This is a genomic window from Sphingobacterium sp. NPDC055431 (genome assembly GCF_053644255.1).
Window position 1 is genome coordinate 16,025 of record NZ_JBSHLH010000014.1, and the last position, 16,056, is coordinate 32,080.

At 38.1% G+C, this 16,056-nt stretch carries 15 protein-coding genes; 4 read left to right on the forward strand and 11 right to left on the reverse strand.

All coding sequences use genetic code 11. The annotated features are described in order from the left end of the window. Positions 1-70 precede the first annotated feature (70 nt). Positions 71-1,288 carry an ABC transporter permease gene (locus ACWIB3_RS12905; protein ID WP_454291797.1) on the reverse strand — a complete coding sequence of 406 codons (1,218 nt, stop codon included), beginning with the start codon at positions 1,286-1,288 and terminating at the stop codon, positions 71-73. 92 nt (positions 1,289-1,380) lie between these two features. Between ACWIB3_RS12905 and fmt the strand changes: the two genes are divergently transcribed. Next, complete coding sequence (fmt, locus tag ACWIB3_RS12910) at positions 1,381-2,313, forward strand: methionyl-tRNA formyltransferase (RefSeq protein ID WP_454291798.1); 933 nt, start codon at positions 1,381-1,383, stop codon at positions 2,311-2,313. Here fmt and ACWIB3_RS12915 read toward each other — a convergent pair. Further along, the gene (locus ACWIB3_RS12915; protein ID WP_093096784.1) at positions 2,310-2,516 is read right to left on the reverse strand and encodes a helix-turn-helix domain-containing protein; all 207 of its coding nucleotides are present in this window, start codon (positions 2,514-2,516) and stop codon (positions 2,310-2,312) included. The genes fmt and ACWIB3_RS12915 overlap by 4 nt on opposite strands. 301 nt (positions 2,517-2,817) lie before the next feature. Between ACWIB3_RS12915 and ACWIB3_RS12920 the strand changes: the two genes are divergently transcribed. Next, the gene (locus tag ACWIB3_RS12920) at positions 2,818-3,678 is read left to right on the forward strand and encodes a sigma-70 family RNA polymerase sigma factor (protein WP_093096797.1); all 861 of its coding nucleotides are present in this window, start codon (positions 2,818-2,820) and stop codon (positions 3,676-3,678) included. 135 nt (positions 3,679-3,813) lie between these two features. Here the strand turns inward: ACWIB3_RS12920 and ACWIB3_RS12925 are convergent, their stop codons facing one another. The 6 genes from ACWIB3_RS12925 to ACWIB3_RS12950 form a co-directional block, all read right to left on the reverse strand. Further along, the gene (locus ACWIB3_RS12925) at positions 3,814-4,143 is read right to left on the reverse strand and encodes a helix-turn-helix domain-containing protein (RefSeq protein WP_093096800.1); all 330 of its coding nucleotides are present in this window, start codon (positions 4,141-4,143) and stop codon (positions 3,814-3,816) included. Between the two features lie 106 nt (positions 4,144-4,249). Continuing rightward, entirely contained in the window at positions 4,250-5,620 is a 1,371-nt protein-coding gene (locus ACWIB3_RS12930; protein ID WP_185212238.1) for a UDP-N-acetylmuramate--L-alanine ligase, read from the reverse strand. Next, positions 5,621-6,463: a 50S ribosomal protein L11 methyltransferase gene (gene prmA, locus ACWIB3_RS12935; RefSeq protein ID WP_454291799.1), complete on the reverse strand. Its 843-nt coding sequence runs from the start codon at positions 6,461-6,463 to the stop codon at positions 5,621-5,623. Between the two features lie 3 nt (positions 6,464-6,466). Beyond that, positions 6,467-7,234 (reverse strand): triose-phosphate isomerase, encoded by a 768-nt coding sequence (tpiA, locus tag ACWIB3_RS12940; protein ID WP_185216414.1) that lies wholly within the window; start codon positions 7,232-7,234, stop codon positions 6,467-6,469. 23 nt (positions 7,235-7,257) lie between these two features. After that, positions 7,258-8,460, reverse strand: a complete 1,203-nt coding sequence (locus ACWIB3_RS12945; protein ID WP_454291800.1) for a putative sugar nucleotidyl transferase — start codon at positions 8,458-8,460, stop codon at positions 7,258-7,260. Positions 8,461-8,535: 75 nt separating this feature from the next. Beyond that, positions 8,536-8,784 (reverse strand): type B 50S ribosomal protein L31, encoded by a 249-nt coding sequence (locus tag ACWIB3_RS12950; RefSeq protein ID WP_093096812.1) that lies wholly within the window; start codon positions 8,782-8,784, stop codon positions 8,536-8,538. A gap of 269 nt (positions 8,785-9,053) precedes the next feature. Between ACWIB3_RS12950 and lysS the strand changes: the two genes are divergently transcribed. Next, complete coding sequence (gene lysS, locus ACWIB3_RS12955; RefSeq protein ID WP_454291801.1) at positions 9,054-10,772, forward strand: lysine--tRNA ligase; 1,719 nt, start codon at positions 9,054-9,056, stop codon at positions 10,770-10,772. Between the two features lie 68 nt (positions 10,773-10,840). On the opposite strand, the gene ACWIB3_RS12960 is transcribed toward lysS, so the two are convergent. Further along, positions 10,841-11,827: a hypothetical protein gene (locus ACWIB3_RS12960; RefSeq protein ID WP_454291802.1), complete on the reverse strand. Its 987-nt coding sequence runs from the start codon at positions 11,825-11,827 to the stop codon at positions 10,841-10,843. 204 nt (positions 11,828-12,031) lie between these two features. Between ACWIB3_RS12960 and ACWIB3_RS12965 the strand changes: the two genes are divergently transcribed. Continuing rightward, a complete protein-coding gene (locus ACWIB3_RS12965) occupies positions 12,032-12,430 on the forward strand; it encodes a hypothetical protein (protein ID WP_185212244.1) in 399 nt (132 codons plus the stop codon). Between the two features lie 499 nt (positions 12,431-12,929). Here the strand turns inward: ACWIB3_RS12965 and ACWIB3_RS12970 are convergent, their stop codons facing one another. Next, on the reverse strand, positions 12,930-13,094 hold the full coding sequence (locus ACWIB3_RS12970; protein WP_454291803.1) for a hypothetical protein: 165 nt from the start codon (positions 13,092-13,094) through the stop codon (positions 12,930-12,932). 96 nt (positions 13,095-13,190) lie between these two features. After that, positions 13,191-16,049: a M16 family metallopeptidase gene (locus ACWIB3_RS12975; protein ID WP_454291804.1), complete on the reverse strand. Its 2,859-nt coding sequence runs from the start codon at positions 16,047-16,049 to the stop codon at positions 13,191-13,193. Positions 16,050-16,056: the final 7 nt, after the last annotated feature.

The following is a 16,056-nucleotide window of genomic DNA, read 5'->3' on the forward strand; positions in this document are numbered from 1 at the left end:
ATTGTTTTCATCGGAAAGATAATGAAAATTAAGGTAAATAATGATTAGGGCCAGTAATTTGGCAAGAATGTTACTTGAATTGTATGGTCTTTATCGGTGATATCCGCGAGATCAACATAGATGGAATAAACAAAGTGACCAAGGCAATGCCAATGAGTGAAACATTTAGCCATAAAACTGCCATCCATGATATTTCCATGGGCACAAAGGAAACATAATAGATGCTTGGATCGAGCTTGAAAAAATGCGTACTGGTCTGGAATGCGTATAAACCTAAGGCTACCAGATTGCCAAGGACAAGTCCGTAACCGATAAGGTATAATGAATTGTACAGAAATACAGTCCTGATCTTTGTGTTTCTCATCCCTAATGCCTTAAGCATCCCTATCATCGGTGATCTTTCCAAAATGGAGATCAATAATGCTGAGGTCATGTTGATGACTGCCACCACCACCATCAGAACAAAAATAATATTGTCGTTCATGTCGAGCATATTCAGCCAATTGAAGATATCCTGCATTTGCATGACAACATTGGTAGCATATAGACTTACCCCCAAATTATTGTTTAGCTCATCTGTAGTTTTAAAGAGTTGGTTAAAGTCCTTAACACGGACTTCATAACCACCAGCTTGATGATCCTCGAGATTGTTCAACCTTCTGATCAAGGGTAGCGAACCGATCACATATATTTTATCAAGTTCCTCGGAGTTGGTGGAGAAGATTCCTTTGACAACAAATTTTCGTTTCCTCACCGGCTCTTGGATGAAGTACATGATAAAGCTTTCACCAACTTTCAGATGGAGCCTATTGGCCATCAAGGAAGAAATCAAGAGTTGATTATCGGCATCTTCGGCAGAGAAGTTTATGGTATCGCCTTCAAGGATTGTTTTGGACAGAAAGTCTTGGTCATAGTCTTTATCGATCCCTTTCATCAGGACTCCTTCAACTTCCCCCTTCACATTCATGATACCGGCCTTGGTAGCAAAAGGATAAACCTCTAAAACATTGGGATTTTGTTTGATTCGAGCTAATTGCTTTTCGTCCATTGAAATTGGGGAATTGACATAGGAGTCATTTTGTTCATTCTTGAGGATAATGATATCACCAAAAAAGCCCCTTTGTTTTTCCGTAATTTCGCTTTTGAATCCATTAAGGATTGCTACAGCAAGAATAATAGCCATAATAGCCAAGGCCAAAGCCCCAATAGTGACGCGCACGATTAATTTGGAAAACGTACGGTTTCCTTCAAGTGTGATCCTCTTGGCTAAGAAATATGGAAAATTCAAGCTTAAATTAAATTTGTAACTTCGCAAAGTTAATAAAATTTGTCGTCCAACAATAAGGATGTCTTAGCATCCTTAAGGTAATTTATTCATATATGCGAATTATATTTATGGGCACCCCAGACTTTGCAGTTGCTTCGTTGAAAGCATTGATCGATGCGGGTGAAGAAGTGGTTGCAGTAGTTACGGGTCCTGATAAGCCTGCGGGAAGAGGTCAGAAAATCCATGAATCCGCTGTAAAGCAATTTGCGGTATCACAAAACATCCCTGTGCTTCAGCCGCAAAAATTAAAAGACCCCACCTTTTTGGAAGAATTAAAATCCTACAGTGCAGATTTGCAAGTGGTGGTTGCTTTCAGAATGTTACCTGAATTGGTCTGGAACATGCCGGAGAAGGGAACAATCAATGTACATGCATCATTACTACCAAATTATCGCGGAGCAGCTCCAATTAATCACGCAATTATTAACGGTGAAAAAAGTTCAGGTGTCACGACCTTCTTATTGCAGCATGAAATTGATACTGGGAACATCCTATATTCGACAGAAGTCCCTATTTCCGATACCGATAATGCCGGAGACCTTCATGACAAATTGATGTTTGCTGGAGCAGAATTACTGATAAAAACCGTAAATGCCATAAAAACAGGCAACATCAACCCAATCCCACAGGATGATTTAGGGGAGAATTCAGAATTAAAGCATGCTCCAAAAATCTTTAAAGAGGATTGCCTGATCGACTGGAATAAAAGTACAGAAGAAGTTTATAATTTAATCAGGGGTCTCAGTCCATATCCCGCGGCATTTACCCAGTTAGATGGCAAGGTCTTAAAGATTTATTCAGCTGAAAAAGAAATTACGGGACACAATGATTTACCTGGTTCTTACCTATCGGATGGAAAAACGAGTTTGAAATTTGCAACTGGAGACGGTTATCTAAAACTTACTGAAGTACAAATTGAAGGAAAGAAGAGAATGTTAGTTAGTGATTTTCTTAGGGGCTTTCGCTTGGACAAATTGACAGATTAATCTTCTACATACTTAAAAATATCACCAGGCTGACAGTCTAAGGCTTTGCAAATCGCATCCAATGTACTGATTCGTATTGCTTTAGCCTTTTGGTTTTTAATTATGGAAAGGTTGGAAAGTGTGATACCAACTTTTGCGCTCAATTCATTCAGAGACATTTTTCTCTGAGACATGATTTCGTCTAAATGAACAATTATAGGCATAACAGATCTATTTTTGCTTTTGAATAATATTATTGATGAAAACAATTCATGTTTCGATTTGTTTTATAACGAGAAAAAGGAAAATGAAATACGCAAAAAAAATTAGTTAAATGTGTGTTAAATACTTGTAAATCGGCGAGATTGACAGGTTTTTGGAATGATTTTTGATGTTAGTATAACATCAACTCACCACAGATAACTAACTCATAATGAGTTAATAAATTACAATAAGATTAGAAATAATTGGGATAAATTCGTTATGTTTGCAAACATTTCAGAAAAGAAAGGTTTATTTATTTAGATGAGACAGCTCAAAATTACACAATCCATCACCAACCGTGAATCGCAATCACTAGACAAGTATTTGCATGAAATCGGCAAGGTAGATTTAATTTCGGCAGAAGAAGAGGTTATTCTAGCTCAAAGAATTCGTGAAGGCGATCAGGTTGCTTTGGAGAAATTAACAAAAACCAACTTACGTTTCGTAGTATCCGTTGCAAAACAATACCAGAATCAAGGTTTGACCTTAGGGGACTTGATCAACGAAGGGAACTTAGGCTTAATAAAAGCAGCAAAGAGATTCGATGAGACAAAAGGGTTTAAGTTTATTTCTTATGCAGTTTGGTGGATTCGTCAATCAATTTTACAGGCAATTGCTGAGCAATCTCGTATCGTTCGTTTACCATTGAACCAAGTAGGGTCCTTAAGCAAAATCAGCAAGGCCTTTTCAAAATTGGAGCAAGAATATGAGCGTGAACCATCTCCAGAAGAATTAGCGGATATTTTGGAAACCACGGTTGACAAAGTTTCGGATACATTAAGTAATTCTGGACGTCACGTATCTATGGATGCACCATTTGTACAAGGTGAAGAAAACACCCTATTGGACGTTTTGGAAAACAGCGACCCTGACACTGACAGTTCATTAATCGATGAGTCATTATCGGAAGAAATCAAAAGATCGTTGGCTACTTTAACAGAGCGCGAAAGAGAAATCATTGTATTGTTCTTCGGATTAGGATCAAACCATCAATTGTCATTGGAAGAGATTGGAGAGAAATTCAGCTTGACTAGGGAGCGTGTGCGTCAAATTAAAGACAAGGCGTTACAGCGTCTGAGACACACCTCTAGAAGCAAGATCCTAAAATCATATTTAGGATAATAAGAGACTTTATGATTTAACAATAGGGATGCGCAAGTAAAATTGCGCATTTTTTTTGTTTAATATTTTTTCACTGAAAATAAAAAAAAGCCTAGCACGCAATGTACAAGGCTTTTTCCTTTAGAAATAATTTTGTTATTTCTTATGTAATTGTTCGTATAAGTCAATTACCTTTTTTTGCAAATCGATAACTTCTACTTCACGTGCTTGAAGACGTTTTTGAAGCTCGTTTACTTCATTCTGAATTTGTTTGTCTTCTTCAGGGTCTGAAGTAGACAACAATTGTACAAGAGATAATCCAAACAATTTAGAAATTTGGTTTAATCTCGATAAATTGACATCAGTAATTCCAGTTTCAATCTTAGAAAAAGCGGGAATCGAAATATCTAGCCTTTTTGCTACATCCTCCTGACTCCATCCTTTTTGATGTCTAAGTAATCTAATTTTTTTTCCTAATGCATTCATGGGTAAAATGTAAAATATTTATTTATTAAGTAATTATCAAATTTAAACAAATAAAGTAAATTTCAAAATCCCATTATTAAAATTTTAAAAAAATTCAGAAAGAATGTTAAAAATTTCTCAAAAATTTATCTGCAAAACTACTCATATTTACTCCATTGTAGTTGTTTGAACTCATAAACAGCAAATTATACCCATTAGACTTAAAAGTCTCCAAAAAATCCTCTAAATCAGACATTTGCGTGATCACATGGAAGGAAGGATGGTTAAAAGCTTCAGTTAAACGCCAAATTAAGTTATCTAAAGCAATATTTTTTTCCTTTATAAGTGATGTATTAACGAATACGACAGCGAAATCCGATTCATTCATCGAATTTGCGTATTCCGTAATAAACTCAGAGTCAAGACTGTCGTAGGCATTTAATTCAATGACAGTTACCAATGCCTGATTCGGGAATTGTTCCTTAACGGCATGGATACTGGACCGCAGTTTACTTGGCGTGTGCGCAAAGTCCTGATATACTACACTTCCGTTCTGGCTGGCGACAAACTCAAGGTACCGGATTGAGCTCTTAAAATCCTGGATTGCGCCATAAAACTCATCTCGCTTCACTCCTAGCCACTCACAAACCGTGAAAGCCCCAGCAATATTGGATAGATTATGTTTTCCGAAAACCTTTAGGGGAATATTCTCATCGGCGACATGGATGTATGTTACGCCTTTGTTAATGGTATACTCTGGCAATTTATAACCATGGCGATTTATTTTGATATCCATGGTCTTTTCGACCACTTCTCTGGTGTTTTTATCGTCCTTGTTATATATTAGCGTGCCTTTAGGTACAATCGTACGTATAAAGTCCTCAAACTGCTTAAAATATTCTTCTTCTGTGATAACGGTTTTAAAGTGATCCCAATCAATACCACTGATCAAGGCAATATTGGGCTTATATTTTAAGAATTTGGATTGTTTATTAACTGCTGAAGCATAATACTCATCCCCTTCAATAATCATTAAATTATTTTCAGGATTCAATTGCAGAAGGTCATCAAATCCTTCCAACTGAGCCCCTACCAGATAATCGAAATTACGTCCCAGTTTTTTCAGGACATGCATGATCATACTGGTAATGGTTGTTTTACCATACGTACCGGCGATGACAACACGTGTTTTCTCGGCACTCTGTTCATAGACAAATTCAGGGAAAGAGTAGATCCTGATCCCTAAATCCTTAGCTTTTTGTAGTTCAGGATTGTTTTCATCGGCATGCATCCCCAAAATTACAGCATCAATATCCTCTGTAATCTTTTCTGGGAACCAACCAAGCTCTTTCGGCAACAAACCAGCTTCACGAAGCTGAGATTTCGAAGGCTCTACGATTTGATCATCAGAACCCGTTACTTGATGGCCTTGTTCAGCTAAATTAATAGCTAAATTATGCATGATACTTCCGCCTATGGCAATAAAATGAATGCGCATTTAGTTTGCTTTAATGAATTTGGCTGCACACCAGGTATCCAGCACTTTTTTTTCTACAAATTGAAAACCTAAGCTTTCAGCTTTGTTCTTTAAGATATCTAAATCCTCACCATCATAAAAACCGGAGATGTACAACTCTCCAGGATTTTCAAGGTCAGCAAAATATACATCAAATTGATCCAACAAGATGTTTCTATTGATGTTTGCCAATATAGTATTAAATTTCTTGCCTTCTATTGCCTCTTTAGAGCCCAATTTAGCTTCAATATTGTCTACATGGTTCAGCAGCTTGTTTTCCAACACACTTTCCACACAGATGGGATCAAAATCAACGGCAAGAATATTCGATGCCCCTCTTTTAGAAGCCAGGATCGCCAAGATCCCAGTTCCGCAGCCCATATCTAAAACAGCCTTCCCATCAAAATCGTTTTCCAAGATGTACGAAAGCATCATGGAGGTAGTTTGATGATGGCCTGTTCCGAAAGACATTTTCGGATCAATGATGATCTGATACGGATATTCAGGCTTATCCTCATGGAAAGTAGCCCGAACATAACATTGATCATCGACTACAATAGGACTAAAATTGCTTTCCCAAACTTGGTTCCAGTTCTTGTTCTCCAATTCTTTCACCTCATAGGAAATGTCATAGCCTTCTGTTTCGGCGACCAAAACAGTCTCAAAAGCCTGGATATCCAGGTTGGCAGCTGGAATATAAGCAACAAAACCTTGGTCTTGATCCTCGAAAGTATCAAAACCAAGGTTTGCCAATTCAGCTATAAGCAAATCCTTTTGCCATTCCTCAATATTGGAGGATGTAAAAGCAACTGCTGTATACTTCATATTTTAAGCGTTAAAAACGTTAATAATTTGCAAGAAATCACGTGATTTCAATGATGCACCACCGATCAATCCACCGTCGATATCAGGCTGAGAGAATAGGCTCTGTGCGTTTGATGGATTGGCACTACCACCATAAAGAATGCTAGTATTGTCAGCAACCTCTTGACCAAACTGATCAGCTAAGGTTTTACGGATAAAAGCATGGACTTCTTGAGCTTGCTCAGGGCTAGCTGTCAATCCAGTTCCGATTGCCCAAACCGGTTCATAGGCCAAAACGATGTTTTTAAAAGCTTCTGCATCTAAATGAAAAAGGGCTTTGCTCAATTGTGATTTGATCACATCAAAATATGAACCCGACTCGCGCTCATCCTTCGTTTCACCGATACAGAAAATAGGCTTTAGATCATGCTTAAGTGCGGCATCAACTTTCTCTGCCAAAAGCTCATCTGTTTCACCAAAATAAGCACGGCGTTCAGAGTGTCCCAAAATCACGTATTCTGCACCAGTAGATTTCACCTGCGATGCAGAGATCTCACCAGTATAAGCACCAGATTCGTGTTGACTAATGTTTTGGGCACCGATAGATACATTCTTGGTAGAAGCACTTAATTTAGAAATTGCTGCCAAATGGATAAATGGGCTACATACAACGACTTCTTGATTTCCGATCACCTCGTCCTTCACCATATTCACGATTTCTGAGAACAAGCTAATTCCTTGCTCATAATCCATGTTCATTTTCCAGTTTCCAGCTACAATATTTTTACGCATAGTGTTTTGTATTTATTATATGTTTAAGATTGATTTTCCACATGTAGGTATTTGACATCATCAAATATATATTTGAAAATGGAGAGATTGCTTTGCAGACTATCCGAACCTGTAACTTGTTCCCTTCGCTCCATCATATTGATAAATTTCTCAAAAGTATAAGCAGTCGATTCTCTGTCGGTCAACCAACTGAAATCAGGCACAAATTTGGGAATAAATTTTGACATTGCAATCTGTGAGCCGACGCCAATTACGGACCCTGTTGTAAATGAAGAATTTATGGCACACATCGCATAGTCACCCATAAATAATCCACATTTATATTCACTGGTCTCACGGTAGCTAAGATCCTCATAATCAAACAACCGTACAAACTGCCAATTGTTTTTCAGATTCGAATTGGAGGAGCCGGCTCCTATGTTACAGCCTTCGCCGATCACAGAGCAACCTAAATAACCTTCATGTCCTTTGGCACTGTTTCCCCAGATCACCGTATTATTGATTTCTCCGCAAACGGTGCTTCCCGGACCTATACTGGTATTTGGATATATCCTCGCTCCCGACTTCACCCTGGCAGCATCACCAATAGCCACATAACCCTTCAAAAACGCCCCTTCTTCAATCTTTGCATCCTTTCCTATATAAATAGGCCCTTCCAAGCTATTTAAGCTTACTCCTTCCACCTGAGCACCCTCTTCAATAAATATCCAAGAACCAAAAACCATGTTAGTCTCACTGATAGCAGCAGATTGGCGACCAGCGGTCAATAAATTATAGTCGAAAAGTATTTGGGATTTATTTTGAAGGAATATATCTTCCAGAAAGTTTATACAGTGTATTTCAGAAGATGACTTGATGGGATTGTAACTTTCAAATAGGTTTTCAAGGTCCAGACTAGGTTCGCTGGTCTTGATGGCGATCCATGAAGTTTCATCGACCAGCACATCTCCTTTTTCCATTGCTTTCAATTCTTTGACCAAGCTTTCAGAAGGCAGGACATTTGCCCTGATAAAAAGAAATTCAGGAGAATCCTGATGTTCAAAGGGGTATTTTCCGGATAGATGATCAGCAGTAAAATAAGTTACAGGAGATTGGAAAATATGCTCCCATTTTTCATTCAATGTACAAATACCTGTTCTGATATTGCCAACCGGACGGGTTGAAGCAAAAGGAAAGAGACGCTTACGCCAGTGCGCGTTATCAAATAAAACTATGGTTAGCGACATGAAATAAATGTACATAAAAAATCCCGACAAATAAACTTTATCGGGATAATATCAGTTTCTTTATAGTAAAGAATATTACTTTTTGTTGTAACGGCTACGGAATTTATCAATACGTCCAGCTGTATCAACCAATTTCATCTTACCAGTGTAGAATGGGTGTGATGTGTGAGAAATCTCTAACTTTACCAATGGGTACTCGTTACCATCTTCCCAAGTAATAGTTTCTTTTGTATCAACACAAGATTTAGTAACGAAAGCGTAGTCATTAGACATGTCTTTAAATACAACTAATCTGTAGTTTGATGGATGCAAATCTTTTTTCATTTTATCTTATGATTACTATATAATTCAACAATTGAGGTGCAAAGATAATTTATTTTTCATTCAAATACAAAAAACATAAACAAATTCATTTCCACACCTGTGAATAAGTTCTACTTGCCTTTGAATCAGCAAATACATTTCCGAGGATTTTCATCAGCAGAATTACAAAAGTAAACAAATCCCGTCAAATACAAGCCTTTTTTCTTCATAAGCATCATTAAATAGTTCTAATTTCATACTTTTGCACAACATTATAAGTTGTACGTAAAATGAGCATCGGATTATCTGAACAAGAACAACAAAGAAGGCTAAACCTGAAAGCCTTGATCGACCTAGGCATTGACCCCTTCCCTGCTGAAGAGTTCAAAGTAAATGCTACGGCTGAAGATATTTTAGAAAACTACGAAAGAGATAAGATCAACTATAAGAGCATCAGTTTTGCCGGACGTATCATGAGTCGCCGTGTGATGGGGAGTGCCTCATTCCTGGAACTTCAAGATTCGACCGGACGTATTCAAGCTTACGTAAAACGTGATGACATCTGCCCTGACGAAGACAAGACCTTATATAATACCGTATTCAAAAAGTTATTGGATATCGGTGATATCATTGGTATCACTGGTTTTGTGTTCACTACCCAAACGGGAGAAATCAGTATCCACGTCCAAACCTTAAAGGTACTTACCAAAGCTTTGAGACCTCTTCCTATCGTTAAGGAAGCAGACGGAAAGACTTTTGATGCCTTTACAGATCCAGAACAACGCTATAGAATGCGCTATGTTGACCTGATCGTAAATTCCCATAATAAAGAGATTTTTGTTAAGCGTACGAAGCTTTTCAACGCCATGCGTGAATACTTCAACAACGCTGGATATATGGAAGTAGAGACTCCGATCTTACAGGCAATCCCTGGTGGAGCGGCTGCACGTCCATTCATTACCCATCACAATGCATTGGATATCCCATTGTATCTGCGTATCGCCAATGAACTTTATCTGAAAAGATTGATCGTTGGAGGTTTTGATGGAGTCTATGAGTTCTCCAAAAACTTCAGAAATGAAGGTATGGACAGAACACATAACCCGGAGTTTACCGCTATGGAAATCTATGTAGCCTATAAAGACTACAACTGGATGATGGATTTCACAGAAAATCTATTAGAGCACTGTGCAATCGCGGTAAACGGTACTACAGAAGCTACATTTGGCGAGCATCGGGTTGATTTCAAAGCGCCTTATCCTAGGGTGAGCATGACGGATGCTATCAAACAGTTCACCGGTTTTGATATCACAGGAAAATCGGAGGATGAAATCCGCCAGGCAGCAAAAGGCATGGGAATCGATGTAAATGACACGATGGGTAAAGGAAAGTTGATCGATGAAATCTTCGGAGAGAAATGTGAAGGGAACTTTATCCAGCCTACATTTATCACAGACTACCCTATCGAAATGTCTCCATTGACAAAAAAACATAGAGACAATCCAGAATTGACAGAACGTTTTGAACTGATGGTCTGCGGTAAGGAAATTGCCAATGCATATTCTGAGCTTAACGATCCTATTGATCAAAGAGAACGTTTCGAGCATCAACTAAAACTATCTGAGAAAGGTGATGACGAAGCCATGTTCATTGACCAGGATTTCTTGCGTTCATTGGAATACGGTATGCCTCCTACCTCAGGATTAGGTATAGGAATGGACAGATTGATCATGTTCCTGACCAACAACCCTTCGATCCAAGAAGTGCTATTCTTCCCTCAGATGCGTCCTGAAAAAGTTGCTAAAGTTGCTTCAACAGCTGATTATGTAGAACAAGGAATTCCTGAAGCATGGGTTCCCGTACTTCAAAAAATGGGATTCACGACCATTGAACTTCTCAAAGAAGCTAACCCAAACAAAGTTTTCAATGACTTGGGCGGAATGCGTAAAAAAATGAAATTAGATATTACCATGCCAACAAAAGACGAAGTCTTGGCTTGGTTCGAATAAACATAACAAAACAATAAAAAAGCTCCAATGAATAATCATTGGAGCTTTTTTTTAATCCTATATGCTGATTAGTTAACAACTAATTGCTTTGTCATATAATCATACTTATACTCCTGAAAATATTTACTGAAACTACCCAATTTTACAGCTGTAAAATATAATGGATAATTCAATTCCAAAATACTTTCCTTTTTAATCTTTGTCCAACGTTTAAATAAACTATTGATTTTTTCAGCTCCTGTCGCCTTCTCAATCAACGTTTCTTTCATGCCACTATTACGATGATAAACAACGAATCTTGTTTCATCTAAAACTTTCATTTCTTGGGCAGATAATTTAATATCCTTTACGCATTTTTCATATGCATTAACAAATTCCGCTTGAGGAAAGTCTGATTGCAGGACATAATAAGAAACCAGACCATAATAGACCCAATTAACATAATACAGATCAGGATTGTTGATTTTTATTTTGTCATAATCAGATTGCAAGATCAATTCATTTTGATCAGGTAAATCCATTCGTGGGTTTACAGTCAAACTTTTATCAAAACCAAATACGCTGTTCTTTACTTCTTTGTAACCCAACATCTCCTTATAGAATAGATCTCTTTCCTTCACATTAACAAAATAGCCCTTAAACATATTGAAATCATTAAAATATAGTCCAGAACCAGCAGTTGATTCCAAATATTTTACCGCTCTATCTTTATTTTCTATCATAAGGTCCTGAAACTGCTTGAAACTTTCAAATTTTTCATTCTCGAAAGCAAGATTCATCTGAGAGATACTGAAACTTATTGGTTGCTTTTTATACGCATCAAAATAATCCAAGTCAAATCCATTTTGTTGACTTTTTAAATTGAATATCCTTCCTGGATAAATCTGGTCTGCATTAAGCTCATCAACCAAAAATTCATCATTTTTATCATCAACAGCAATAGAAACAAATTTATACTGCTCTTCATCTTCCTGTATAGGAATATTATTTTCTTTTGAGCACGAAATAAATACGAATAATGAAAAAGCAATGATTTTAATAGAATGTGATTTCATAATTTTTATCAAACAGTTAATAAATGTAAATATATGTTTTATGACAATCGAAACAGTCAAAAGATTAATGAAAAATGGGTTTTTTATTAAAATAATTTTTCAGGTTCAAATCATAGCTAAAAATTAAGGTATTCCATCTAATCAAAACAATTGAAATATTTTACCGTTTACTTATTTTAGACAATATGGCTAAAAACAAAATCTATGAAAAAGCTCAATTTTATATACTTCATCCCACTTTTGGCTGCCTGCGCAAGCAACCAGGGCAGCAGCACAAAACCTCCAAAAATCATGGGGAACTGGCAATGGATTGAAACCTCTGGCGGATTTGCCGGAATCACGAAAACACCCGAATCCACTCGGGAAATCAAGCACCTGCAAATAACAAAAGACAGCGTGTACTACTACGAAAATGGTGAACTGACTTCCACCCTGCCCTATAAACTCACCCTGACCAAGTCCATGCTCAATAACAAGGACAGCTGGCTGCTCAATGAAGCCCCACATAAGGTATTTGTTTACCGACAAGATAGCACCCTTGTCCTACAAGAAGACTGCTTTGATTGCTATTCACATAAATACGTGAAGATGAAGGAGAAATAAGGTGGTTAGACATTAGACACAAGACATTAGACATAAGACAACAAGACGTCGGAACGGCTAGAGCAGCAAAACTATTATCGCACTCCCAATTCTTTAAAAAAAAATGTAATCCTCAATCTTCGATTGAGGAACTGTACGCCAAAATGGCTAACATAAAATTTCATAAAGAAGTATGCTGTGTTTATTCTGAGAATTTTCGTGCTTACCAATTACAAGTTGGTTAGAACTATGTTTCTAGCTAAGCAATCCCAAGTTTAATTTCCAGAAAAATATCTTTTTTACGGCATACTGCCCTAGAAGGGCAGTATTATTTTAGCAATGGTATCGAACAATATAAGGTTAATGCAAAAACGCTGTTCGATTAATCGAACAGCGTTTTTGCGCGACCTCCAGGCTAACGTGCCATGTCTGCTAAAATAATGGAACCCCAAAAGGGGTTCTTTACCTACCAAATTTGACACCTTTCAAACCCCATATTACTGCAATCTTGGTCTATCCTCTAATCCTTAGGTTCCTGGTTCATTCCATGATCTTGGTCTATCCTCCAATCCCTTCCATCTTGGTTCATTCCTAGATCTTGGCCTATCCTCCAATCCCTTCCATCTTGGTTCATTCCTAGATCTTGGCCTATCCTCCAATCCCTTCCATCCTGGTTCAAATCCATGATCTTGGTCTATCCTCCAATCCCTTCCATCCTGGTTCAAATCCATTTACTGTCTAAAAACAAAAAGCCCCCGTTTTAAGGCGGGGGCTATTGTTTTTATTTAGTGGCATCCGGAAGGAGAATAAACTTATAGAAGTCTTCTTCTTTCAGGTACTTATTTGCGGCTTCTTTGACAGACTCCACGGTTACTTTATCTAGTTCTTCCAGATAACGGGTAACATTGGTTGGATCCGTTTGATTCTGAACTGAACCAAGTATTTCACTTGCCCAGAAACCATTTTCCCTTAGGCTTAATTCCAACTGACGCTTTTCTTCAATCTTGAACTTATCCAGATCAACCTGTGATGGACCATTGGCTTTTAACTTTTTGATCTCATCCATGGATGAGTTGATCAAGGAAGGGTATTTGTCCACACTTGTTCCAAAAACGATCAGGAAGGAATATCTTGGTTTAGGGAATTTACTGTAGGAGAACCTTGCTCCAGTTCCATAAACACCACTTTCTTCCTCGCGAAGGCGCTCGATCAATTTATTGGTTAGAATAGTCTCCACAGCGCTTGCATTGATGTTCTCCTGCTCATTATAGGTATAATCTCCATATAAGGTCAAACGAACCATGGCCTTCGCCTCTTTACCTTTATTTACGATCTTCTCAACTCCTTTATTTTTTTCATAAAGGTTCAGGTCCTTAGGCTTTTCATCACGGTTTGTTGTTGGCAATGAAGCAACATATTCTTCTAAATATGGTTTGATTTCTTCCTCAGTGAAGGAACCAACAATCACAAAAGTAAAATCAGAAGCATCGGCAAATCTATCTTTATAGATCTCTAACGCTCTAGCTTGGTTCACTTTATCAAGTTCGTTAATACCATAAGGAACACGACGGATGCTATTTCCATAAAGCGTACGCTGTATAGCATCACTGTAAACGAAGTTTGGATCGTTTTCACGGTTTGCCATCATGTCCTTTTGCTTGCTAATGGTACTTTGGAACACATCATCCTCAATTCTAGGCTCGGTAAAGTATCCATAGACCATTTCGAAGGCAGTTTTCAAACTCTCCTTGTCTGTAGCACCTCTCAATCCTTCAGAACGCTCCGTAATGTACGGACTGATGTTGACTTCCTTGCCGGTCAAGCTTTTCTGCAATTCCACGGTATTCAATTGTCCGATACCGGAACTGTTCACTAAATTTCCAGCAAAAGTTGCAGACATATAATCAGCATCTGAATATAATGAAGTACCACCTGGGCTATAAGCAGAGATCATGATCTGATCATTCTTGAATTTGGTTGGTTTCAATAAAACCTTAACGCCATTGCTCAAGGTCAATTCCTTGGTTTCAATGCCGTCGATAGATTTTTCAGATTTAATCGAACCCTTCACTGGCGTCTTAGATAACATTGGTAAATCAGAAACCTTATCATCATACGGTTTTAGATCTTCCTTTTCGATAGCTGCAAACCATGAATTTACAGCGGCTTCTTCAGGAAGTTTGTCTTTCTCTGCATCCGGAGCCAAGATCAAAACATCTCGGTTTATATCCTGATAGAATTCCTTTCCAACAGCTTCCACTTCTTTTAGTGTCAATGTCGGCAATAATTGTTTCGTGATTTCATAGCGATCTTCATTGCTCAATGCAGGACCATCCTTCAAGAAATGGTTCAGATAAGCATTTACATAGCTTTCTGACTTTCTTTTGTCACGCTCCACATAAGAAGTCTCATTATTTTTCGCAATCGAGCTGACAGCGCGTTTAAATTCAGTTTCTGTAAAACCAAACCTTTGGAAACGGTCAAGTTCTCTGACCACTGCTTTAAATCCTTCTTCGAACTGTCCAGGTTTAGAAACGAAAAATGCACCTAAATTATCCAATCCGCCAAGGAATCCCGAGATATCCACACCACCTTGAATGAAAGGAGGATTAGCAGATTGGCTTAATTCACTATAACGTGCATTGATCATTTGGTTGAAAACATCTTTCAACAATTCTCTCCTATAGTCTTTGACCGTACTTGCCTTTTCCTCTGGGTGCTTGATCATGATCTGACCAACCGTATAGGTCATTTCTGGATCTGTTACCTTAATGAATTGGTTCTTGTTTAATAGATCAACCTTGTATTCTGTACGCGGTTTGATGGTCTTAGGAACCTTCATGTCCGAGAACAATCTTTTCACTTCCGCCTCCATCTGCTGAGGATCTACATCCCCTACAATAATTAAGGATTGCAGATCAGGACGGTACCATTCAGCATGGAAATTACGGATAACTTCCGGATCAAAGTTCATGATCACCTGCTCCGTTCCAATAGGAAGACGATCTGCATAGCGCGAGCCATTCAACATCACTTTGATGTACTGATCACGCATACGCTGCTGAGCACCTCTACCACCACGCATCTCCTCCATGATTACGCCACGCTCCTTATTGATCTCGTCGGTTTCCAATAAGGCATCCTGTGCCCAATCACGCATTACCTGTAATCCATTTTTTAACAATTCAGGATCATCAGAAGGAATAGGCAATTGATAGACAGTTTCATCAAAACTGGTATAGGCATTCAAGTCCGATCCAAAACGGACACCTGCTTTTTGCAAATAGTCAATCAAATCATTCTTAGGGAAATGTTTAAGACCATTAAAGTTCATGTGCTCCATAAAGTGCGCCAATCCCAATTCCTTTTCATTTTCCAGGATAGAACCGACTTTCATCGCCAAGTACATGGTCACACGTTTTTCCGGTTCCGAGTTTTTGCGTATATAGTATTGAAATCCATTTGCTAACTTGCCTTTAATAACATCTTTATCAAATGGCAATTTAGCGTCCCATTTCAGGGAGTCATTCATCAAGATGACCTTCGCCTCTGGGTTAAAGTTTGTTGGCACATAAGCACTAGCCATTTCTGTTGCAAAAGGCAATAAAAATGCTAATGCCAAGGGTTTTAGAAGTTTCATAATTTCA

Excerpts from the sequence above, each read along its gene's own strand:
- fmt (WP_454291798.1), top strand. The coding sequence starts at position 1,381 with ATGCGAATTATATTTATGGGCACCCCAGACTTTGCAGTTGCTTCGTTG.
- ACWIB3_RS12915 (WP_093096784.1), bottom strand. The coding sequence starts at position 2,516 with ATGCCTATAATTGTTCATTTAGACGAAATCATGTCTCAGAGAAAAATG.
- ACWIB3_RS12920 (WP_093096797.1), top strand. The coding sequence starts at position 2,818 with ATGAGACAGCTCAAAATTACACAATCCATCACCAACCGTGAATCGCAA.
- ACWIB3_RS12925 (WP_093096800.1), bottom strand. The coding sequence starts at position 4,143 with ATGAATGCATTAGGAAAAAAAATTAGATTACTTAGACATCAAAAAGGA.
- ACWIB3_RS12930 (WP_185212238.1), bottom strand. The coding sequence starts at position 5,620 with ATGCGCATTCATTTTATTGCCATAGGCGGAAGTATCATGCATAATTTA.
- prmA (WP_454291799.1), bottom strand. The coding sequence starts at position 6,463 with ATGAAGTATACAGCAGTTGCTTTTACATCCTCCAATATTGAGGAATGG.
- tpiA (WP_185216414.1), bottom strand. The coding sequence starts at position 7,234 with ATGCGTAAAAATATTGTAGCTGGAAACTGGAAAATGAACATGGATTAT.
- ACWIB3_RS12945 (WP_454291800.1), bottom strand. The coding sequence starts at position 8,460 with ATGTCGCTAACCATAGTTTTATTTGATAACGCGCACTGGCGTAAGCGT.
- ACWIB3_RS12950 (WP_093096812.1), bottom strand. The coding sequence starts at position 8,784 with ATGAAAAAAGATTTGCATCCATCAAACTACAGATTAGTTGTATTTAAA.
- lysS (WP_454291801.1), top strand. The coding sequence starts at position 9,054 with ATGAGCATCGGATTATCTGAACAAGAACAACAAAGAAGGCTAAACCTG.
- ACWIB3_RS12960 (WP_454291802.1), bottom strand. The coding sequence starts at position 11,827 with ATGAAATCACATTCTATTAAAATCATTGCTTTTTCATTATTCGTATTT.
- ACWIB3_RS12965 (WP_185212244.1), top strand. The coding sequence starts at position 12,032 with ATGAAAAAGCTCAATTTTATATACTTCATCCCACTTTTGGCTGCCTGC.
- ACWIB3_RS12970 (WP_454291803.1), bottom strand. The coding sequence starts at position 13,094 with ATGGATTTGAACCAGGATGGAAGGGATTGGAGGATAGGCCAAGATCTA.
- ACWIB3_RS12975 (WP_454291804.1), bottom strand. The coding sequence starts at position 16,049 with ATGAAACTTCTAAAACCCTTGGCATTAGCATTTTTATTGCCTTTTGCA.